This window comes from Paenibacillus enshidis (assembly GCF_042136365.1).
Lineage (GTDB): Bacteria > Bacillota > Bacilli > Paenibacillales > Paenibacillaceae > Paenibacillus > Paenibacillus enshidis.
The window spans coordinates 187,438-209,403 of the sequence record NZ_JBHHMI010000001.1; the positions used below are offsets into that span (position 1 = coordinate 187,438).

Consider the following 21,966-nt stretch of genomic DNA (forward strand, 5'->3'; position numbering starts at 1 on the left):
AGGATTGAAAATAGATGACGACCAATCCACAAAATTCTCAAGAGGATAAAAGAACACACGAAGCTTGGGAAAAGCTGCAAATGAGACTGGCATCGGAGCCGGTAAACGCAAAATGGGAGACATGGGGCACGGAGAGTAAGCAGCACGGTCTGAAGCTTGCCGATGTTCTTACGGTGCCAGAGGTTTCAGCCGCACCTTCCAATGAGTCATCTCAGCTGGCAACTGAAGCTCCGGCTCCGGCAAAAGCCTTCCGCCGCCGGGCAAGCAATGCCCGCAAGTGGACAGCGAGCGCAGTGGCAGTCGTGATCTTCGGCGCCGTTCTTGCAACCCCTATGGGCAATAATGCGCTTGCGGCGATTTTAAATCAGTTCCGCGTACAGGAGATCGCCACCGTTGACAGTGATACACTTGAAAGCATGTTTTATCAGATGGCTCCGGGCGAGTCGTTCAGCAAGGACAACTCGTTCGGGGAGTTTACAACCAAGGGTGGAACCTTACAGGGGGAATTTACCCGTGAACAGGCGGCTTCCCGGCTGGGATATCCGCTCCTGTCCACTGATCTGACAGACGACCAGGATACGGTCCACATTTCCCCTTCAAACGAAATTACAATGAAGATGAATATCGAAGAAGTGAACCAGGCCATGCAGCGTGTAGGCGCAACGAAGCTGCTGCCGGAATCGATTGACGGAAAACCGATCACTTTAACCCTACATGAAAGTGTAATGTACGATTTAAAAACTGATCAGGACCAATGGGCATCCTTGACACAGATGAAGGCGCCGGAAATTACGGTGGATCCGTCTGTTGATGTGGAAGAAGCACTTGAGGCTGTTCTTCAGCTTCCGATTTTGCCCAACGATCTGAAAAAACAGCTGCAGCGAAGCAGCATCCTTTCAGGATCTATTCCGATGCCGTATGTCGTTGATAAAAGCGCCAAAAGCGATGACATCACGATTGGAGGCACGAAGGTGCTCGTTGAAGAGCGCAAGTTCGACAGCATGACAGACCGCACCGCCATCTGGATTAAAGACGGACAGATGTTCTACTTTGAAGCAGGGTCTGCTTACGAAAAGGGAGCTGACTTCATGAACAAATTGAAGGAGCTGGTGGAGGCATGAGCGAGGCGGCCATCGACGCTAACGGATTGACCAAGGAATACAGCAACGGGCGCGGCTGCCGCAACGTCACCATCACGGTAGGGAAAGGGGAAGCCTTTGGCTTCCTCGGACCTAACGGTGCCGGAAAAAGCACGTTCGTGAAAATGCTGGTCGGACTGATTCACCCGACAGCCGGAAAGGCGAGCGTGATGGGCGCACCTATTGGCACGCTTGAAGCGAAACGGCAAATCGGGTATTTGCCCGAGCTGTACCGGTATCAGGAATGGCTGAGCGGCGAAGAGGTCGTCCGGCTGCACGCGCGCTTATGCGGCTTGGATAGGCGGGAAGCGGAGCGAAGAATCCCTGAGCTGTTGCACAGAGTGGGTGTGGGCAAACGAGGTAAGGACAGGGTTAAGCACTATTCCAAAGGCATGCAGCAGCGGCTTGGACTGGCTTGCGCTCTCGTGAACGATCCGGCTGTCGTTTTCCTGGACGAGCCCTCGTCTGCCATGGATCCCGTCGGCCGCATGCATGTGCGGGCGATCCTCGAAGAGCTGAAGCAGCAGGGAAAAACAATTTTCTTGAACTCCCATCTGCTGGAGGATGTGGAGGTGCTGTGCGACCGCATGGCACTCCTGAATAACGGACAGGTGCTCCGTCACGGACGGGTAGCCGAAGTGCTTCAGAAGCGAGTCTGCTGGCGTTTTAAAGTCGGCGGATTTTCGCCTTTTTTGCTGTCCTGGCTTCATGACACGACAGGCTTCAGCTTTCGGGTATCTGCCGATGAAAAAGGAGAAGACGGCATGACCGGCGCAGGAAGTGCGGATGATGCCGTTTGGCTTGAAGCGGAGCTGGAGAGCGAGGAGCAGGCAGGCTGGGTTAATGCGCTGCTGGTCGGACAGGGGATGACGCTGTATGAAGTCACCAAGGTCCGTGAACGGCTGGAGGAGTGGTTCATGGAAGCTGTGGCCGGGCTCAATCATAGGGGGGAACAGGAATGAGGATGATATGGTCCATGACCTGGAAGGAGCTGCTGCGCAAACGGGTCCTGCTGCTGACATTTTTGATGACAGTCGTATTTCTGATCGGCTTCTGGTTCATTGCTGGAGCTATCGGGGGCGACGTAAGCATAGATCCCAATAATAACGAAGGATTGATCCAGGAATTTACGGTCGGTATGTTCATTCTGATGCTCGGTTTTTTCTTCGCCAGCTTTGTGCTCGCCTTTTTGGCTATTTTCAGTTCATTTTCCGCCATTGCCGGCGAGGCCGAGCAGGGGGTTATGCAGGCGATGCTGCCGCGGCCGCTTCCGAGGTGGAAATGGTATATTGGCCGCTGGCTCGGATATGTTTCGCTAGGTATTATTTATGCTTTGATTTTATTTAGCCTGATCCTGTGGATCACAGATATCCATGCCGCAATTCCGCAGGACCCGGCCGTGCTGGTACAGTCTTTCCTGCTCTTTGCCTCCGTTGTTCCTTTGCTTGTTACCGTGTCTATGTTCGGCTCAGGTTATCTGACCAGCGTTGCGAACGGTGTGGTTATGACGATGCTCTATGGGGCAGGCTGGCTTGGCGGTATGATCGGTAAAATCGCCGGCGCAATCGGTCTGGAACCGAAGCCATTGCAAACCTTGAACAATGTGGCGGGAATCCTGCAGCTGATCATGCCGGCCGACGCACTGCAACGGAAAATGCAGGCGGTGCTGTTCAGCTTCGAGGATATCAGCGGACTTATACCGGTGAACGCGAGCGGACCGCTTGGCGTCGGTGACATTCCCTCGCCAGCTTTTTTGCTTTACACGTTATTTTACACGGTTGTCCTTTTTTGCCTGGGGCTGCGCCGTTTTATCCGCAAAGATTTATAACCGCTGTCCTATGGAACAGGCTTCTGCAGCCAGGCAAACATATTCTGGATTGCCATAGCATGCACGGCGGGAGGAAGATGGTGGCCGTATCCTTGAAACGTGTGAAAGGTCACGTCTTTTCCTGCTTCCTGCAGCCGTCTGAACATTCCTGCACCATGACTGTAATCTACCTGTATATCCTCTGTGCCATGCATGATCAGCACCGGGCAGTGGATGTCGTATACATAGGTTATCGGTGATCTCATATCATACGCTTCCGGAATTTTGCCGGTGGAGCCGCCGATCACCCGCTTCAGCATGCGGCGCAGATCGATTCGTTCTTCATAGGTTTGAGCAAGGTCCGATACGCCGCCCCATAATACCAGCTTGTACATTTGCTTCATCCGTACAGCTGCGGTTGTTGCATTGATCGAGCCTCTGGAAAAGCCCATGACCGAAATACGCCGTTCGTCAACAAAGGGAAGTCCTGCCAGAAATTGATAGGCACTGCACACGTCCTCGATATCGCTTCCCCCGAATTGGTCCCTTCCTTCACCGCCTTCAGTGCCGCGATAGGAAGGGGCAAAAATAATATGGCCATGGACGGAGAAGTCCTCTAGCCATGTTGTTTTGACTTGTCCCACTCGTCCGATGCCGCCGCGGCAGTAAATCAATACGGGCCATTTCCCTTCCGGCACCTCCGTACGTGTTACATGAATCGGGCAAGCAAGCTCCGTTACTTGAAGATCTTTTACCCGGTAATGGGACTGCAGCCATTCCTGCACTGCCGATATGGGCAATCTCCAGCCGTAAGGCAGGCACAGATATCCTTTGACGCGCAGTCCGTCTGACAAATAAGTGAGATGATACATGTAAAGGCTTCATTCCTTTTTGATGTCGGTTGTGTACATAATGTTATTTTACCATGAAGGACAACTCCCTCAAAAAAATGGTTAGACAGCGAAAAGCCGCTTTTGTGCAGATGCGACCCTGTTTAACTTGTTGCCATACGGCAGAAATTATACATTTCTTTCCTACACGAATGGAAAATGTTTATAATTAATTCAGGAAATGAAGCTGGAGGGTTGGTGTGAGATGGGGGATTTTCGATTCGTCAGTGTGGTTCATGTTTTTATGATCCAAGATGGTGAGCTGCTGCTCATGAGAAGATGGAATACGGGGCATGAAGACGGAAAATACGGCGTGCCTTCTGGCCGAATTGAGGGTGGTGAGGAAATCAGATCGGCGGCCGTCCGGGAAGTTAAGGAAGAATGCGGAGTGGACGTTCAGGAAGAGGATCTGAGCATGGTCGGTGTTATGCATATCAAATCGGAGGACGAGCGAATAGATTTTTTCTTCGTTACAAACCGATGGTCTGGAGAAATTACGAATGCTGAATCGCATAAATGTGATGATATGAGATGGTTCCGAACGGATCATTTCCCGGACAATATGATACCTTATGTACGAATGGCCTGGGATCAATACGGGAAGGGAACCTGGTTTTTGCCGTACGGATGGAATTAACTTTTGAGGGGAGCTGAGTTTATGTCACATTTTGAATATTTTGCTATTATTCCGATTTTGATGTATTTGATCTTATTTGGGTTAGGTGTTTATACGTTGGTGATGTTTATTATGCTGGCAAGAAGGGGGATTAAAGCACTGGATCTCTACATAGAGGAAAAAAGGAACCGGATGTGATAAGCTCAATGTGCAAGTGAGCAGAATCAAAAACAGCAGGGCTGATTTCTAATCTCCCTGTTGTTTTAATTGTCTCCAAGTGGAAAATTATCGTTAAATTAAATTTTGTCTTGATTTTTGTAAGTAAAGGGTGTAAAGTATTAAGAGTCAAAGAGATCATGGATTGTTAGCTCAGTTGGTAGAGCATCTGACTCTTAATCAGGCGGTCCAGGGTTCGAGTCCCTGACAATCCATAACTAGTAAGTTCAAAAAAGCTGATGCATTGTCCTAACGGACTTTATCAGATTCAAACTGCGACCGCTCTTCGGTTTTATCGGAGGGCGGTTGTCTTATTTTTAAGCAAATTGTGGCAACAATGAGGGGACAAATGTTACGATAAGCTTTATACATATAAGGCTATGCAAGAAATATGGTAACTGAAATGGTAAGCAACATTGATTATCGGGTAGCGAAAATGCCAAAAGAACAGCGTACGCAAGAGATCATGCATACGATCCAGACAGAAGACTTGAACCTGATTTCTTCCCCCGCCCTATAGGCTGGGGGTTCTTTATGCATGGACAAGGCTATATAAATAAAACGTGATTTTAACTGCAAGTCTAAGTTATAATCAAAGGATGGACTTTTAGAAAGATGTGGAGGCACAGCCGTAATTGACAACTTATCCATTTACCTTTGATCCTTCCCGGCCGTTTATGCAGCAGGCTGCGGACTGGATCGCTGACGTGTTCTATGAAATATTGCCTGATGCCGGATTTGAGGTTCGGGATGAGCAAATTTATATGGCTTTCCAACTGGAGCGGGCCTATTCCGAGAAGCAGACGATTTTTGCCGAAGCAGGGGTGGGAACGGGGAAGACACTCGTCTACCTGCTTTATGCCATCGCTTATGCCCGTTACACACGCAAGCCGGCCGTCATTGCCTGCGCCGACGAATCGCTGATCGAACAGCTGGTCAAGCCTGAAGGAGATATCGCCAAGCTGGCCCGCCATCTGGAGCTGACCATCGATGCGCGTATGGGCAAATCCCAGGACCAGTATATCTGCTTGAATAAACTGGATGATGCGCGGACAGGCTTGGAAGAGGGGGACTTGTACCGTGAAATCTACGAAGGGCTGCCGGAGTTTGTTCATTTTCCGGATACCATGCAGTCCTTCCTGCCGTATGGCAACCGCAAGGATTATCCTCAGCTGTCAGACGGGCAGTGGCATAAAATAGGCTGGGACGTGTTTCAGGACTGTCTCGTGTGCAGCCAGCGCCATCGCTGCGGGCAGACGATTTCCCGGGACTACTACCGCCGGGCCGCAGATTTGATTATCTGCTCGCACGACTTTTATATGGAGCATATCTGGACGTTCGAATCCAGAAAACGGGAAGGACAGCTGCCGCTGCTCCCGGAGCACAGCTCCGTCGTATTTGACGAAGGGCATCTGCTGGAGACAGCCGCGCAGAATGCGCTGACTTATCAGCTGAAGCACTCTCTGTATGAAAGCATTATTGTCAGATTGCTGGAGGGGGAAATCCGCGAATCCCTGGCGGTGACAATTGAGGAATCTATCATGCAGAGCGATAAGGTATTCCTGCTGCTCGAACAAATGAGCCAGCCTGTCCCGGGTTCGAATCGGAGAAGGTTCGACATGAACGATCGGCTGCTGCGTGAAATCGGCCGTTTTGGTGGGCTGCTTGCAACGATTGAGGAAGAGCTGGTTTTTGAGGGCGGCTTGTATACCATTGATGACTACCAGCTCAAGATCGTGGAAGAGCATCTGGATATGATGCAAAAGGCTTTGGCATTGTTCCGTCAGCCGGACAAGCTTATTTCCTGGGTCAGGGAAGACGGGGACGAATTGACGCTGGTGATCATGCCGAAGGGTGTTAAGGAAATTATGAGGGAGCGTGTATTTGCCAAGCAAATGCCGGTCGTGTTCTCCTCGGCAACGTTGTCGGTACAGGGCTCCTTTGATTATTCGGCCGAGATATTGGGGATTGACGACTATCTGTCCTTCTCCGTTGCATCGCCTTATGATTATGCCGAGCAGATGAAGTGCGTCTTGTATCCTGTAGAGGAAACGGGCGACAAAATAAAGCATGTGCTGAAATTTCTCCAGGACAGCGGCGGGAAGGCATTAATTCTCTTTCCGTCCCAGGACGAATTGGAGCATTTCAGAAGGGACGCCGCGCAGGCAGCGGGCTTTGAGCAGTTTCGCTTTCTGTACGAGGGGGAGGCTGAGATCAGCCATCTGATCTCCTTGTTTCAGAATGATGAAGACAGTGTACTCTGCGCTGTGACGCTGTGGGAAGGGCTGGATATTCCGGGTCCCTCCCTGTCACATGTCATCATCTGGTCGCTGCCGTTTCCGCCCAATGACCCCTTATTTGAGTCACGCAGGGCGGACGCGCAGGACGCATTGGCGGAAGTGGATATGCCGTATATGCTGCTGCGGCTGCGCCAGGGAATCGGGCGCTTGATCCGTTCCCGTGAAGACAAGGGCACAGTGTCGATTATGGGGGCCGAATTAAAGCAGGAGCGGGTTAGAGAGCAGGTCAGCAAGATTCTGCCCTAGACCGACTAGAGAGGAGATAAAGAGTGGAGATCACATCATTTTCGGTGCAAAAAGTGAAAGACCCGTTCGGCATCATTGCCGGTACACGGTATGAATATATTCTTGATCTTGAGGTTGACCAGGAAGACGAACTTTACAGCGAACAAGGCGTGTATTTACGGGTGATTTACAGTGTGGAAGAGGAGAAAACCCGCATTGTAAAGTATGAGCTGTACGAGCGATCCACGGACCGCTACCTGGAATTTGATCTTGAAGAGGATGAACTTGCCGAAGTGGACGCATTCTGCAGCGAGCATTTGAAAGAAGCTGAGGAGTAAAACCAAGAACAGCCGGGCCGGATAAGGTTAAGACCCTTGTCCGGCCCGGTTTTTAATTTTTGCATTCACTGACCATATTTACCGTATGTTTTTCGATATCACGACTTTCCCCCGTTTAAGATGTGCTTCGCTTTTGCGGTACGCCTGCAGCAGACCTTCAGCGGTAAAGGGATAGGTTTCCTCGATGTGGATATTCAGCTTGCCCTCTTGTATGTTGCCCACAATGGCTTCAAAATCGGCCCGGTTGGGTACTGCCTGGAAGAAACGTGCATCAATGCCGCGGACCTGCGGATGTTGATGGATCGCAAATGCCACCACTGAAACATAAGTGCCGCCATCCTTGATCACCGAGTAGTTCTTCTCTCCGATTTCTCCCGGCAACCCGGTACCGAAAGTGGCTGTGTCCTTGGCGGAATCCAGCACGATATCGACAGGCTCGGTTATTTGGGTGGCAAAGTCGATTTTCGTGTAGTCGATCACCTCGTCCGCACCGAGTCCTTTGACGAAATCGTGATTATAGTCTCTTGCGGTTGCGATAACATATGCTCCATGCTGCTTGGCCAACTGAACCGCGGCATGTCCCACACCTCCGGCACCGGCTTGAATAAGGATGCGTTGTCCCGGCTGCAGCTGCCCATGCTCAAATAGTGCTTGCCAAGCTGTCAGGGCGACCGTAGGCGCAGCGCCGGCCTCTTCGAAGGAAAGACTCTCCGGGATAACGGCCAGATGATCTTCCTCCACCGCAACATAATCCATGTAGGACCCCATTGGGACCATACCCATAACGCGATCCCCCGGCTTGAAATGACTCACCTTAGCGCCAACTTCTTTTATGACACCGGCCACATCAATACCAAGAACGAGCGGCAATTGTGCCGAAAATTTATCAGCCATCGAACTCTTGAGAATCGCGCCGCTGCGCAATTGAATATCTGCAGGGTTGATGGAAGAGGCGCGCATTTCGACGAGAACCTGTGTGTCGGTGAGAACGGGAACCGGCACTTCCAGTTCCTCCAGCGTTCCGGGGATTCCAAATCTTGTCAAAGCTATAGCTTTCATGATGATGCCTCCTATTAAATTGATCATATGTTGTTTTTTCAACATATGTTTTATATAGTGAATGTATCAGGGAAATTGATGGTGTTCAATGGTTAAAACAGGCGCGGATGTTGATTTTTCAACAGTGGGCTTTGAAATGTTCATTTTTAGATAAAAGGGGAGAACGATATGGACAGGCGTATTCAAAAATCGAAGCTAGCGATTATGGACGCTTTTATGAGGCTGATGTCGGAAAAGGATTTTGAAAGTATTACGATCAACCAAATTGCGGAAGAAGCGAATGTCAATCGCGGGACGGTGTATTTGCATTTCACGGACAAATACGATCTGCGGGACCAATGCATGGAAGTTCAATTCAATCAGCTGCTACGCAGTTGCATGCCGGAGGAGGGGATGGTTTTCACTTCCAGAACTGCGCTGCTGCGCACATTTGAACATTTGGAGCAGAACGCTTCTTTCTATTATGTGATGCTGACGAGTAAGGGGAACACGGTGTTCCGCGACCGTATGGAGACGGTGATTCAACAAAGCCTGAGTGATCACCTGGATTCAATTGGCCTTGATAAGGAGTTGAACAAGGACATTACGATGCAATTTTTAATTTCAGCAGGAGTGGGCCTGTTGGAATGGTGGATTACTCGCTCGATGCCCTTTCCGACATCGGTCATGGTTGAACAATTTTGGCAGCTGCTGGAGCGGCTTCAACTGCAGTCCGCGCAGTCTGATGAACTGCCCAATCGGACGGACGAATAAAGAATGGGTACATTTATTGACAAAACTAAGGGGCCGCCCATTAAGTCATCGAAGATGGCTTAATGGGATAGCCCCGTAATGTAAGGTGTCTTGACACTCGAACATTTGTATATCTCTATCAACCGAAGAACGTCTGATACAGCAGAAACAAGTTTAATGCGATGATCAATACGGCCACACACCAGCCAAGTATGGTTGTGATGCGTCGATTCACCAGGCTGCCCATCAATTGACGATTGCTTGTAAACATAATCAAAGGAATTAATGCAAACGCAATCCCGAATGACAGTACAACCTGACTCATCACCAGCGCATAAGAAGGATTAACACCAAGAGCAATGATGACAAGCGGCGGGATCATCGTAATGAAGCGTCTGAGATACAGAGGAATACGTCTCTGAATAAACCCTTGCATAATAACGTCGCCGGACATGGTACCTACCGATGAACTGGATAAACCGGAAGCAAGCAGACTGACCCCAAAAAGTATGGCCGAAACAGGACCGACTAAATTATGGAACCCCTGAAATGCCACATCAAGATCTTCAACATTTAATCCATTTTTGAAGAACAATGCGGCAGACACAATCAGCATGCTGGCATTGATAGCTCCGGCAATGAACATGGCGATCAGGATATCGATAAACTCAAAGCGGAAGATTTTGCGGCGGTCCGCTTCCGTTTTGCCCACGATTCTGCGCTGTGTCAGCGCGGAGTGCAGATAAATCGCATGCGGCATAACGGTTGCACCGAGAATACCTGCAGCAAGCAGGATACTGTCCACCCCTTGAAATTGAGGCACGAACAAGCCTTGCAGGATTGGCGCAATTTCCGGTTTGGCAAAAAAGATTTGGGCAACAAAGCCCAACACAACGATGAACAGCATGCCAGTGATGCCCGCTTCAAGCGAACGGAATCCCCGTCGCTGCAGCTCCAGGATAGCAAAGGAGCCTACAGCAGCAATTAATGCCGCTGGCAGCATGGGAATACCGAACAGTAAGTACAAACCTAGAGACGCACCGATAAACTCTGCAAGGTCCGTAGCCATAACGACCAGCTCAGCCTGGATCCAGAGTCCAAAGGAAACTGGCTTCGAAAATCGCTCACGAGCGACCTCAGGCAGATTTTTTCCGGTTGCAATCCCTAATTTGGCTGACATGGATTGAATTAAAATCGCCATCAAATTGGAAAGCAGCACGACCCACAGGAGAAGGTAACCGTACTTTGAACCGCCGGCGATATTGGTTGCGAAGTTTCCCGGATCAATGTAGGCAATGGCCGCAATAAAGGCCGGTCCGAGGAATGGCAATAATCTTTTTAATCCCTGAGTTTTGCCGCTTAAAGCAGCATGTGCAGATTGAACTGTTGCATGATTGGCAGAAGACTGCTGTTGTACAGCGACATTTTCATTCATAGTTTATCCCACCCTTGAAGATCATAATCTCTTTATTTTTCACCTTAAGCACATATGTTTCCTTAGAGCAAAATTCATTTTAAAAAAATGCACCGCCCAAATATTTTTGCCTCTACGCAAATTATATTCCCTAAACCACGTTTTAGGCAATACCTAAAATCAAAAAACCGTTACAGGCTCATAAAACAGCTCGTAACGGTTTTTGCGTTCTGATTTTTTTGAAAAAAATTTGATTTTATTTGCAGGGGAAAACCATTTCCGCTGCGTCTAGAGTTAGAAGGCCGCAGGCCTTCGTTCAATAGATCCCGTTCCTGTGCTCATAACGCAGACAGTAAATGTCTTTTACTTCATCGGCAAGATCGCCAAATGGCTCGTACGGGTTGGTTATGACTATCTTGTGCAGCCGCAGAAAGCGGTCTTCAGGCAGCTTGCGGGCATATCTGTAAATAAAATTGGCATGTGCCACTACATATTTCTTCAAGCGAACGGCAGCGCTGGCAACGGAGATCAGAATCTGTTCACCGCCGTTCATGTCCAGAATCCGGTTCTCGTAGAAGCTGATGTAGCGGAGCGTTTTCTCTTTGATCAGCTCCCGTTTGATTTTAGCGATTTCGCCGATATATTCGGCGAGCAGCGGCTCAAAGCTCTTCAGCAGCAGGGCGTCCAGGATCAGGTCCATGTCAGACCGCAGCACAAAGGATTGCAGCAGCGCGATCTGTTGCAGCTTCATCCGGTCGTCCCTGAGCAATACGCCGACCTCGCGCAGCATTTCGTAGCACAGTAGCTCATCGGTTTGCCTGTGGGCAACCGCTTCGGCGCGGTTGCGGGTCAAGCCTTCTTCAAGATCCTCGAAACGGTATTTGAAGAGCCGCCGCAGCTGCCGTCTCTGCTCGAAAGGCTTGATCCCACGCTGCACTGCCCAGAGAAGTAATAGCAGCGCGAGAGAGCCTGCTGCTACGAGCAGCGTCTGCTCTGTCGAGGTGCTGAAATAAATGGCCGCGCTGGCGATCACAAGGCCGATGAACAGATCTTTACCGAAATAGCGGAAGGTTTTGCGGTTCGCCATCTCCTGTACGGAGATGAGCGTGCTTCCTCCACAGGCTGAACATTGATCCTCCCATAAAGCGGTGAAGCTGCCGCAGTGTTTGCAAATGCGCAGCTTTTGAAAGGCGTAACGTGTTCTAACGAACGGTCGGAAGCGGACAGGCTGCTTCTGAGTCTTCATGGGCGCTCACTCCTGCGGTTCAAAGCGGTCACCAGCTCGGTGTCGATTTGTTCGAGCGAAGGCGACTTTTTTCTATGGAAATAGTAGTTTAGCAGCTTGATCATGACAAAAAGAAACAAAACGGCAAGACATCCGTAAGAGATCATATGCATTCCTTTCCAAATGAAATGGTGTCAGTTTTTTCATAATTTGCGGCATTGATTGCGCTATAATTATATCATTGCTGCTGTTTAATGGTAAAATGTCGGCATGTTTACAGAAGGCTTTCCGACAGAGGGAGGGTACTTTTCAGCTCATTTTCATTTTCATTTCATCAAAATTTAAGAGAAGCATAGTACAACTATAGAACTATGGGTAAAGGGGTACAGAGATGAGAAGTCGATTCAGGCATATAACATGCAGAATATTGTCGCTGCTGATGCTCGCGGCGGCTGTAGCAGGAATGCTGCCTTTGAAGGCTAACGCGGCAAGCTCCGCTTCACAGGTGGATGTGGTGCTCGCGGTTGATGTCAGCAATTCCATGAATACGAGCGATCCCGACAAAATCGGCAATGAAGCGATGAAAATGTTCATAGACATGCTGTCCCAACAGGACAATAAAGTAGGAATTGTAGCCTATACGGATGTCATCCAGCGGGAGAAGGCTTTGCTGACTGTAAAATCCCAGGAAGACAAGACCGGGCTGAAGGAATTTATTGACGGCTTGAACCGCGGCGCATATACGGATACCTCCGTTGGGATTAAAGAAGCGGTAAATCTGCTGCAGGACGGGGCGGAAGCCGGGCATGCGCCCATGATTGTGATGCTGGCTGACGGCAATAACGATTTGAATGAAAAAACAGGACGCACCGATGCGGATTCACAGCAGGATATGCAGCAGGCAGTTGCGGAGGCGAAGAAGAACGGCGTCCCGATCTATACGATCGGCCTCAATGCCGACGGCAAGCTCAACAAGGAGTCGCTGGCGAGCATCGCCAAAGAGACGGGCGGCAAGTCCTTCATTACCAGCAACGCGGACGATCTGCCCGGGATACTGAGTGAGATTTTCGCCAGCAATCTGGACCTGAACGTCGTTTCCCTGCAGTCCGTGACCGGGAACGGGCAGTACCAGGACGTAACCGTGAATGTGCCGAATGAAAATGTGCTGGAAGCCAATATTTCCATCATGTCCTCGAAGCCTGTCGATGCGCGGCTTGTAGATCCCGAGGGCAAGACACGACAAATTCCTGCAAACGATATTCTGCTCTCGAAGTCCAAAAGCTACTCGCTCATCAAGATGCTGAAGCCGCAGGCAGGGGATTGGAAGCTGCAGATTAAGGGTGTCAGCCAGGACAAGATCGATATCAATCTGGTATTTAACTATGATTTGGGCCTTTCCATGAACGAGATTCCCGATCAGGACTACGGGAAGGGCGACAGCATCAACATCAATGCCTACCTGACAAGCGGAGGGCAGCAGCTGCAGGACAGCTCGCTTTATGAAGGCATGAGCGCGGTGCTGAACATTACGGACCTGGATACAGGCAAGACAGACAAAATGGAGTTGGACAATCAGAATGGCATCTTCAGCGGTACCTTCAAAATTCCGGAGGATCACAACTATGAATTAAAGGTAAGAGCAGAGGATAAAAGCTTCTTCCGCGAAACGGACCCGGTGACGATCCGGGCAGGGGGGGCTGCATCAGGCAGCTCGTCAGCTTCGGCCGGAACGGATAACGGAAAAGTGGGTTTATGGCTTCCGGCGATCCTGATCGGAATTATTGTTATTATCCTGTTAGCTGCAGCCTTTTTCATCTGGAAGTACTTCAAGAAAGCAAACAGAGGTTTTGTGGGACAAATGGTCGTGGAAGTAAGAGATGAGAATACGGGCGAGAAATCGTATCCACAGTACAGGAAGCTGAGCGGCTTCCGCGGCAAATTCAACCTGCACCAGCTGCTGCAGCTGGCTCCCGAATTCACCGGAACGGAGAAGATTGTGTTTACTCCAGGCAGCAGCGACCGCCTGACGGTACGCAGCACGGGCGATCTGACGGTGGAGAAATCCGGCAGGGCCGTCGATGCATCACGCGGAGTCGAGCTGAAGAACGGCGACAGACTGACGATTCCGCTCGGCAGCGCAGGTAAAACGATATTGCTTGAGTATTTGTCGGTCAACAGCTGATAGACCATCTTTATTAAAGTAATTGATCTTAGCATTTATTCTATAAATATATCCAGGGGGTAGAGAAGATGAAACCAGTAGTAAGAGAGCATATCCAGCAGCTGGACGTATCGCTCGGCGGCGGTATCGTCAGCGAGAAGATCAGGGTAGATACGATCGACAATCCGATTTTGATCATCGGTCTGGGCGGCACGGGCATTGATGCCCTGCTGCGCCTGAAATACCAGATCAACCGCCGCTTCAAGCTGCCGGAGGATCCGGTTTCCAAGAAAAAGTTCGACAAGCCGGATAATGTTGAATTTCTCGCCTTTGAAACGAATGAGCAGGATCGGAACAAAAAGTACAAGGGCATCGGCCTCGATCCAATTAATGAATTCGTGCTGCTGTCCAATGCGGAGATCGGCGGTCTGCTGCAAAACCGCAGTATTCTCGAGCCGTACATAACGGAGTGGCTGTCGCCGGAGCTGAGCATTACCGACGGCATGAACGGTGCTGCCGGTGTGCGCCAAGCGGGACGGCTGCTGCTGTTCACCAAAATCAACCAGGTGGTGCAGAGCATCGACAAGAAGATCAAAACACTGTCCGTCGGCACGAACAAAAAGCTGATGGTGTTTCTGCTTTCCGGCTTGTCCGGAGGGACGGGCAGCGGCACATTCCTGGATATTTCGTACATCGTAAGAGGCATTATTGAACGGGATTACGGCTCCGCAGGCATTGACCGGGTGAACACCCTTGGTTATTTGTTCACGCCTGATGTCAATCTGGCGAACAAGAGCCTGAGTGAGCATACCCGCGAATATATCAAGAAGAACGGATACGCCGCATTAAAAGAGCTGGACTACTGGATGAATGTGGACAGCCGTGGAGAACGTTTCAGGCAGCAGTACGGGAACATTTTGACGGTGAACTCGCCTTTGCCACCGTTTAATCTTTGTCACCTGATTTCGGCCACGAATACGGAAGGCAAGCTGTTGGAGAACGCTTATGATTACTGCATGAACGTGACGGCGGAAAATATTACGAACTTCATGGCGAGCGAGGAAAAACAGTCCGGCGAAGAGTTCGCCATCCATGACTATATCAGCAATATCCGCACCAACATTGCGCAGATGAACCGGGCATATCCGGCCAACTATGAGTACAACATCATCGGCGCCTCGTCCGCTGTTCTGCCGGTGGAGGAAATGACGACATATCTCGCTTACCGTCTGTTTGGCAAGATGGAGAAAATGTTCGAGAAAGCTCCAGGCCAGGAGGAAGTGGAGAAATTTGCGCGCAAGCTGGGCGTGGACCTGGACAGCATGGTCAAAAATTTCGAGTCCCGCGTTCCCGAGCCGCTGCCAGGTTATGAGAACAGTGAGCGGCTCAGCTATAGCAATGTCATCAAAATGCAGGTCGTCAACATGGACACCGAGCTGGAGCAAAATTTCCTGACCCGGGCACGCGAGGAATACATCAAGGCAAAGAAGCAGCTGCCCGGCGAAATTGTCGGCCAGTTCACGGATCAGATCCGGCGTATGTTCCTGCATCCGGAGCAAGGACCGTTTTATGTATCCCGGCTTATCTATACCGAGAAAGGCTTCTGTCTGCTGAAAATGCTGCTGTCTTACATCGAAACGCTGCGCGAGAGCCTGCACCGGATTCCGCGCGATATCGAAGCTGCGCGCGAGCAGGCTGATGACAAAATGGGCGACGCCAAGAGCGCCTTTGTCTCCAAGGATAAGAAGAAAAACGCTTATATTGAAGCCAAAATCAATGAGTATTGGTTACGCGCTGATGTGGAGCGCACGGAGCAGCTGATTGAGTTTTACGAGGATTTGTACGATCTGCTGAATCAGGAGAACAGCCGCATTTATAATGTATATTCCGAAATTTTGAACGCTCTGAGCGCGATTTTCTCCAAGAACGGCGACATCCTCATTAACGGAGAGGAGCAGACCGACCATCGGGGCAACAAAACCTACTACTGGAATTTGGTCAGCGTGCCAGATATCGCAGCGGTAGTTTCCAAAATGATGGAGAAGCGCGACGGGGACGACCTGATCCGTGATTTCACCCAGGAGCTGCTCACACACTCCAATCAATGGGTCAAGGAACAGGAAATCGACATTGTCAGCTCCATCTCCGACTTTTTGACGGAAAAATTCGGCGATCTGATCACTCGCTCCATGGAGGACTTCCTGGTGATGAAATACGGGCAGGATGAAGCGGTGGAGAAGTTTGTGGAGCGCCATATCGCCAGCCGTCTGGATGAAGACGCCGTTCCGGTCTTCCATCTGAGCAACAGCTCCGGCAATCTGTATTTCCCTTCCTGGGGTTTTGTATCCGTTCCGGTGCAGGCGCCAGGCATTCTGAAGGGAATTCGCAATTATCAGAATAATGCGGTCGGCAAGTCCCATTTTACGATCAAGGAGAGTGAGGTCAAAAACCGTATCTTCTGGCTGAATACGCGCAACGGGGTGCCGCTGTTCGTGTACACGCCGCTCAAGGTGTATGAAGAAAGCTACGAAAAAACGATTCTCGACCGCGAAGGCATCGGACGCCATCTCGTGCAAACGGCCCGGAACAACTGGACGTTCCTGCCGTCCCCAATTCCGGAAAAATCCTGGGGGGATGTTTACGTTAATCCACGTGTTAAGGAATATAACGCACGTGTGCGGGAGGAATTTGCCCGCGCATCGGCGGCAGGCATCATCCGCCTGAAAGGGGAAGACAAGAACACAAGCAGCCGTTATGAAGTGGCGAAGACACGCCCGCTGGACCTGAATGCGCTGCTTGCGGCCTATGATATGCGTCTTCAGGAAGCGAAGCCGAATCTTGGCGAAGTGAAGCGTGCGTTTGATTCTCTAAAAAGGCTGCTGTCCGAAGGGCTGGAGACCGAATATGTGAAGGATATTTTCGGCAGCATCAACGAAGAGCTGGCACAGGAGAATCTGATTCGTTCCCCTGAGCTGTCGCGTGTTGTGCGCGACGAATTGGCGAAGCGCGAAAGCATTCAGGCGAAAGTGGCGGAACTGGGCGCAGTACTGGACAAATTCCAGGACGAGGAGAAGTGGCTGGACCAGTTCATCGAAGCGCTGTATACGGGCACCATCACCAAAAAAGGAGCGCTGTACGTGTATGACCGCGATCCGGAGGAGGATGCCTGGGAGCCGTTTGCCAATGTGCTGAAAAGTCGCAGCTATGTGGAGTATGAAGTGTTCAGCAATTTCCGCGCACTGGATGAGAAGCACCGTGCTGTGCTGCTGCGCAAAGCTTCACGCCGCGATGCCGAAATGACTTCCTCGGAGGATATCACGCCTCTCTTGGCAAAGCTCGACGAATTGGCCGCTGCATTTATAGAAGGGCGCGACCAACTGCAGTATGAGCGGGTAGAGCTTGCGAACGGCGAGGAGCTGTATGCCTTCTATAAAGAAATGGCGGGCAAGCTTAACGATATCCGCAGAAGGCTGAAGTAGGCCATGAGAGAGAAGCTGAACCAGTTTGCAGAGACTTACGCCCGTGCGGAAGAGCAACTGATCGGCAGTGGGGATGGGCGCAGCAGCATCCATTACCCCGCTGTGTTTCTCTTTATCGGGGACCGGTGCGGCCCGGCGCTGCAAACGGTGATGGAAATCAACAGCCGCAAATGGGATAACAGCGCGGGGGTTGCCTATATCCATGTGGTTGCGCAGGTTGAAGCCTTACATACATCCGGCGGGGTGCTCGGGCATTTGATTCCACCGTTTGACGGACTGGATGACAAAGCGAGGAGAAGTGGGTTATACCGGGCCTTTTACGACAATGAAGAACAGCTTGTACGGCTGAATGCCTTGCTGCGGCAGGCCAGCCGGCAACTGGCGGAATACGGGAAGCTGTATTCGTCCTTTGAGAGGGTGCACCTGTCCGTCATCACTTGCGCCGATGATCCGCTGAACGCCGTGGTGGCCGAAGTTACGCTGCTGGCGGATTATATTTTGGGCCAATCCTTCAAGTCGGTGCAGACGGATTTATATGCTCTGGTGAAGGAGAGCCCTGAAGAACAGTTCGGTTACAGCAGCGCCATCAACGTGGCGTTCCTGCGTGAGCTGGAATGGCTGCAGAGTCCCGGGTTCACGTTCTCCGCTTCCTTACACATGACGGAGGAGCGGCTCGCGATACAGGTGCAGCATGCACCGGCTCCGCTGTTCGATCTGGTCTACCTGCTTTCGGACAAAAATGAACGGGGTATGATCGTTCCTGATGAGCTGCGCCAGAACTGCGAAATGATTTGCCACATCCAGCTTCTCAAGAATCGTAGCAGGGTAGCGGAAGAATACAGGCCGCAGGACGGCGGGTACAACAATACATCGTTCAAGAACAACATCATGACTGACTCAGGCCGGGCCGGATATGTATCGGCAGGTTTTGCGCGGGTGAAGAGGCCCAATGAATCCATTGCCCTGACGGTGCTGTATCATTTCTACACACAGCTGTTGGAGCGAATGAAGAGCGGCCGGGACTGGAGCAGCCGCGATAAGCTGGCATATTTCGGCCTCGACGCCCCCGACCGGGCGGAACTGCTGAACAGCCTTGTGCCGGAGCCGTCAGCGATCAGGGATATGATGGGTCTTATGACTTCCGGCATCGGGTACGCGGCCCTGAAGAGAATGACGCTGCAGGAGGCGGAGGAAGCGCTGTTTGGTGAGGGCTGCCGCATGTTCTTCAGGCAAAATTTCGAGGCAGAGGCCGCCACGCAGCTCCGCTCCTTCGATGCGGAAGCGTGGCTGCGCAGCCGGACGTCTCTTTCCGTGGCAGGCGCGGAGGCGGGCATTTACGAGCTGCTGGAATGGACGGATGAGCAGGCTGCGGGCAGTGTACTCGGCGTGATTAGAAATCTGATCCGCGATACGGCGAATGATCTCGCTGTCAGCAGTGCGGAGCTGGAAGCCCTGTATGCCGCCTCCGTCGAGGATCAGTCTTTTCAGCGGTTGCCGCTGATGGATAAGCACAACACGCGGAATCTGATCCGTTACTTGACGGAGACGGTCTACAGCCACAAACTGCATTTGCTGCGGCTGCACACAGAGCTTGAGGCCCTCCGCCGCTGCGAGGCTGCGCTGGAGCGGCTGCACAAGCAGACGAAAGCGCAGGTCGCGCAGCTGGAGCAGGTGAAGCTGGAGCTGCGGACGGCTGCCGAGGACAGCATTCGCCTGGCAGATCAATATACCGGCCAGAATCTGTTCGAGTATTATGAACATGTGACTGCAGAGATGATGGCAGAAATTGAGAATAAGCGGGGCAAGCAGGTGCTTTTCGAGGAGCGGTTTATGGGTTCATCCGCGGAGCTGCTGGGCAGCGGAACGGATGGGCTGGTGGACAGACTCATCCTGACCTGCCGCAGCCTGATCCTGGGCGCGGAGCCGTTCAAGCAGACGTTCGAGGAAGAACTGCTGCGGCGCGCCAACGTCGCCTCGGATTACGACAATCGTCAAATTGTGCCTCAGGATGAGCTGTTCAAGCGGCTGTACCGCACGCTTGAAGACAATGCGGTGATCAATGTAAGGCTGCTGGACTACACGCATGAGCACAGGTACGAGGAAAGGTATTTTTTCGGTGATTATGAAGGTGAATTTCTGCCTTACGCCCTGGGCGCGGATGACTCATCCCGCCTCTACAAGACAGGCTTCGTGCATGAAAAACGCAGCAGCGGAGTGGAGAAGCTGCAGTTGATGGGCGGTTTTCATATGGAGGATTTGATGGTGTACAGGAACGGAAAGACGTATTACGAGACGTACTCCGCGAATGGATATGAGCTGCACGGAATCGCTGCGGAGCGGCTGCCTGAACTACGCTAAGCAGGCACGAAGCTTGATCTAATAGAAAAGGGGTTAGGGGTTATGATGCAGAGAAAAATAAATCTTCTTATGCTGCTGTTCAGTCTGATCGGGGGAGCGGCAGGATTTCTGATCGGTGAAATTGTGCTGCTGCGCTTTCTGGATGAGTGGCCGCATTGGCTGGTCATCGGTGTATATTTCGGAATCATGGCATTCTGTATCGGATTGTTCTGTCTGATCGCCGAGCTGATCAGCCCGAAGCTGAACGGGATGTCATGGAAGCAGCGCTATTCAGGGCTATCGTGGAAGCTACTGGTGCCTGCCACGCTTGTTCTGCTTTTTGCGGCAGGATCACTGCTTGAGTTGGGGTATCAGATCAACCCTGCGGGAGCCAAAAAGGTGAACGATCTGGTTCTCGTCATCGACAACTCGGGCAGTATGGCACAAAACGATCCGAACAATGACCGCATCACGGCGGCTAAAAATATGATCGCCCAAATGAACGGGGACAAACGTGTGTCCGTCGTCCTGTTCGGTGACGAGGCCGAGGTGCTGCAGCCGTTCACACCAGTCGGGACGAATGCCGAAAAGCAGGCCGTATATGACAAGCTGGACCACATTCCAGGCACGGATGCGGGGACCAATTTCGATCTGGCCTTGAGCGAGACGCTGCGCCAGATCCAGGACCAAGGGGAAAGCAATAATGGCGCCATGGTCATCCTGCTATCTGACGGATATAGCGATCTGGATACGGCAGCTGCTCTTGCTCCTTATACTGAGCGGAATATTGCGGTCAATACGGTGGGCCTCAGCGTGACGGATGCAGGTGGGGTCGGACTGCTGCAGGCGATTGCACAGATGACCGGCGGCACCTACTATGACGTAACAGATGCAGGCCAGCTTTCGCTCGTGTTCGGTGAGATTTACAACAGCCTTGGTGACCGGACGCTGCTGACGGAGCGCACCGGCATGTACGCGGACAGTACCTATCTGGCCATCTACCGTGCAGTGGCTTTGGTCATCATCGGGGCGCTGATCGGGCTTGGGCTCGGATTAATATTCGATAACCGTTATCTGGCGCGCAATTTTGCCATCGGCGGCATCCCGGCAGGGCTGCTGGCCGGCCTCTTGCTGGAGAACGGGTTACATGGCTCCATTTGGCTGGACCCGGTCGTGCGGCTACTGGCGGCGCTGCTGTTGGCAGGCATTATCGCTCTCTTTTCTTTTGTGCTGCCGATTCGTGATCATGGCAAATCGTCCGGCGGTACCGGCCGCAGAGCATCAACCCGGCCGGGCAGAGGCAGGGAAGGGTTCGACCATGCGCGCCGCAACAGCAGCAGTAAAGGATTTTAGGAACGGAAACGGGGGCATAAACAATGCAGTATAGAGAAGCTCAGCCGGGCATGCCCGCCATATCCGAGCTGTCGTGCAGGCTGGATGACAACCATGTGGTGCTCCGCTGGCGGTGGCCTGAAGGCGTGCAGGCGGTATACATTGAAAAGCGGGACGCAGAGACGACGGATGGTCCTCCTACTTCGGCGGCAGGGGGGCTGAAGCTGTGTACTCGTGAAGAATATAAGGCGGCAGGCAGCTTCCGGGACCGGATTGAAGGCATCGGCCGTCTTTGCTATACGGTATACGCCAGCATTACCGAAGACGGGCAGATGCTGCTTATCCGGCAGAGCGATGGCCGCAACTGCGCGGAAATCAGTACAGGCAAAGCCAAGATCCGTTACGCGGCGGATCACAAGAAGAGTCTGTTCAGCCGCCGCAAGACGGTTAGGATCACCGTCACCGCCGAAATTCCGGTTCCCCAGGAGGCGCTCTGTTACGTGAAGAAGGAGGGCGGGTATCCGCTTGACAAGGAGGACGGAACCGTATATCCGTTCACAAGGCCTTTTGCGGCAGGCAGAAATATACTTCCGCCCATTGAGGTGGGAGGCAACGAGTATGTGCGTCTTTTTTTCACAGACGGCCGTAAGTATGGAAGCACGTTCGAACTGATCCCTGAGTGAGAGGAGGAGGAAG

The 21,966-nt window shown here is 51.7% G+C and carries 16 protein-coding genes and 1 tRNA gene; 13 read left to right on the top strand and 4 right to left on the bottom strand.

Annotation, left to right across the window (positions count from 1 at the left end):
• Positions 1-80: 80 nt before the first annotated feature.
• The 3 genes from ACE41H_RS00780 to ACE41H_RS00790 are packed head-to-tail and all read left to right on the top strand — an operon-like array spanning position 81 to position 2,967.
• On the top strand, positions 81-1,121 hold the full coding sequence (locus ACE41H_RS00780; RefSeq protein WP_375352586.1) for a hypothetical protein: 1,041 nt from the start codon (positions 81-83) through the stop codon (positions 1,119-1,121).
• Complete coding sequence (locus ACE41H_RS00785; RefSeq protein WP_375352588.1) at positions 1,118-2,101, top strand: ABC transporter ATP-binding protein; 984 nt, start codon at positions 1,118-1,120, stop codon at positions 2,099-2,101. Before ACE41H_RS00780 ends, ACE41H_RS00785 begins: the two co-directional genes overlap by 4 nt.
• The gene (locus ACE41H_RS00790) at positions 2,098-2,967 is read left to right on the top strand and encodes an ABC transporter permease subunit (protein WP_375352589.1); all 870 of its coding nucleotides are present in this window, start codon (positions 2,098-2,100) and stop codon (positions 2,965-2,967) included. The genes ACE41H_RS00785 and ACE41H_RS00790 overlap by 4 nt, the downstream gene beginning before the upstream one ends.
• Before the next feature lie 8 nt (positions 2,968-2,975).
• Here ACE41H_RS00790 and ACE41H_RS00795 read toward each other — a convergent pair whose 3' ends face one another.
• On the bottom strand, positions 2,976-3,818 hold the full coding sequence (locus ACE41H_RS00795) for an alpha/beta hydrolase family protein (protein WP_375352590.1): 843 nt from the start codon (positions 3,816-3,818) through the stop codon (positions 2,976-2,978).
• A gap of 223 nt (positions 3,819-4,041) precedes the next feature.
• Between ACE41H_RS00795 and ACE41H_RS00800 the strand changes: the two genes are divergently transcribed.
• The 4 genes from ACE41H_RS00800 to ACE41H_RS00820 all read left to right on the top strand — a co-directional run bounded on the left by ACE41H_RS00800 (position 4,042) and on the right by ACE41H_RS00820 (position 7,531).
• On the top strand, positions 4,042-4,473 hold the full coding sequence (locus ACE41H_RS00800; protein WP_375352591.1) for an NUDIX hydrolase: 432 nt from the start codon (positions 4,042-4,044) through the stop codon (positions 4,471-4,473).
• Positions 4,474-4,810: 337 nt separating this feature from the next.
• Positions 4,811-4,883: transfer RNA gene (locus ACE41H_RS00805), tRNA-Lys, on the top strand.
• 420 nt (positions 4,884-5,303) lie between these two features.
• Positions 5,304-7,214, top strand: coding sequence for an ATP-dependent DNA helicase (locus ACE41H_RS00815; protein ID WP_375352593.1), 1,911 nt, complete (start codon positions 5,304-5,306; stop codon positions 7,212-7,214).
• Between the two features lie 23 nt (positions 7,215-7,237).
• A complete protein-coding gene (locus ACE41H_RS00820; protein WP_375352595.1) occupies positions 7,238-7,531 on the top strand; it encodes a DUF6509 family protein in 294 nt (97 codons plus the stop codon).
• Between the two features lie 78 nt (positions 7,532-7,609).
• On the opposite strand, the gene ACE41H_RS00825 is transcribed toward ACE41H_RS00820, so the two are convergent.
• The gene (locus ACE41H_RS00825; RefSeq protein WP_375352597.1) at positions 7,610-8,590 is read right to left on the bottom strand and encodes an NADP-dependent oxidoreductase; all 981 of its coding nucleotides are present in this window, start codon (positions 8,588-8,590) and stop codon (positions 7,610-7,612) included.
• Positions 8,591-8,758: 168 nt separating this feature from the next.
• On the opposite strand from ACE41H_RS00825, the gene ACE41H_RS00830 reads away from it, so the two are divergent.
• Positions 8,759-9,343, top strand: a complete 585-nt coding sequence (locus ACE41H_RS00830; RefSeq protein ID WP_375352599.1) for a TetR/AcrR family transcriptional regulator — start codon at positions 8,759-8,761, stop codon at positions 9,341-9,343.
• Positions 9,344-9,461: 118 nt separating this feature from the next.
• On the opposite strand, the gene ACE41H_RS00835 is transcribed toward ACE41H_RS00830, so the two are convergent.
• Complete coding sequence (locus ACE41H_RS00835) at positions 9,462-10,757, bottom strand: Nramp family divalent metal transporter (protein ID WP_375352601.1); 1,296 nt, start codon at positions 10,755-10,757, stop codon at positions 9,462-9,464.
• Between the two features lie 295 nt (positions 10,758-11,052).
• Positions 11,053-11,982 carry a hypothetical protein gene (locus ACE41H_RS00840; RefSeq protein WP_375352603.1) on the bottom strand — a complete coding sequence of 310 codons (930 nt, stop codon included), beginning with the start codon at positions 11,980-11,982 and terminating at the stop codon, positions 11,053-11,055.
• A 418-nt stretch (positions 11,983-12,400) separates the two neighbouring features.
• Here ACE41H_RS00840 and ACE41H_RS00845 point away from each other — a divergent pair, with 418 nt between their 5' ends.
• The 5 genes from ACE41H_RS00845 (at position 12,401) to ACE41H_RS00865 (ending at position 21,953) form a co-directional block, all read left to right on the top strand.
• Positions 12,401-14,143, top strand: a complete 1,743-nt coding sequence (locus ACE41H_RS00845) for a VWA domain-containing protein (RefSeq protein WP_375353136.1) — start codon at positions 12,401-12,403, stop codon at positions 14,141-14,143.
• A gap of 68 nt (positions 14,144-14,211) precedes the next feature.
• Positions 14,212-17,601: a tubulin-like doman-containing protein gene (locus ACE41H_RS00850; protein ID WP_375352605.1), complete on the top strand. Its 3,390-nt coding sequence runs from the start codon at positions 14,212-14,214 to the stop codon at positions 17,599-17,601.
• Between the two features lie 3 nt (positions 17,602-17,604).
• Positions 17,605-19,959, top strand: coding sequence for a transcription initiation factor TFIID (locus ACE41H_RS00855; RefSeq protein WP_375352606.1), 2,355 nt, complete (start codon positions 17,605-17,607; stop codon positions 19,957-19,959).
• A 42-nt stretch (positions 19,960-20,001) separates the two neighbouring features.
• On the top strand, positions 20,002-21,291 hold the full coding sequence (locus tag ACE41H_RS00860) for a vWA domain-containing protein (protein WP_375352607.1): 1,290 nt from the start codon (positions 20,002-20,004) through the stop codon (positions 21,289-21,291).
• Between the two features lie 23 nt (positions 21,292-21,314).
• Entirely contained in the window at positions 21,315-21,953 is a 639-nt protein-coding gene (locus tag ACE41H_RS00865; protein WP_375352609.1) for a beta-mannanase, read from the top strand.
• Positions 21,954-21,966: the final 13 nt, after the last annotated feature.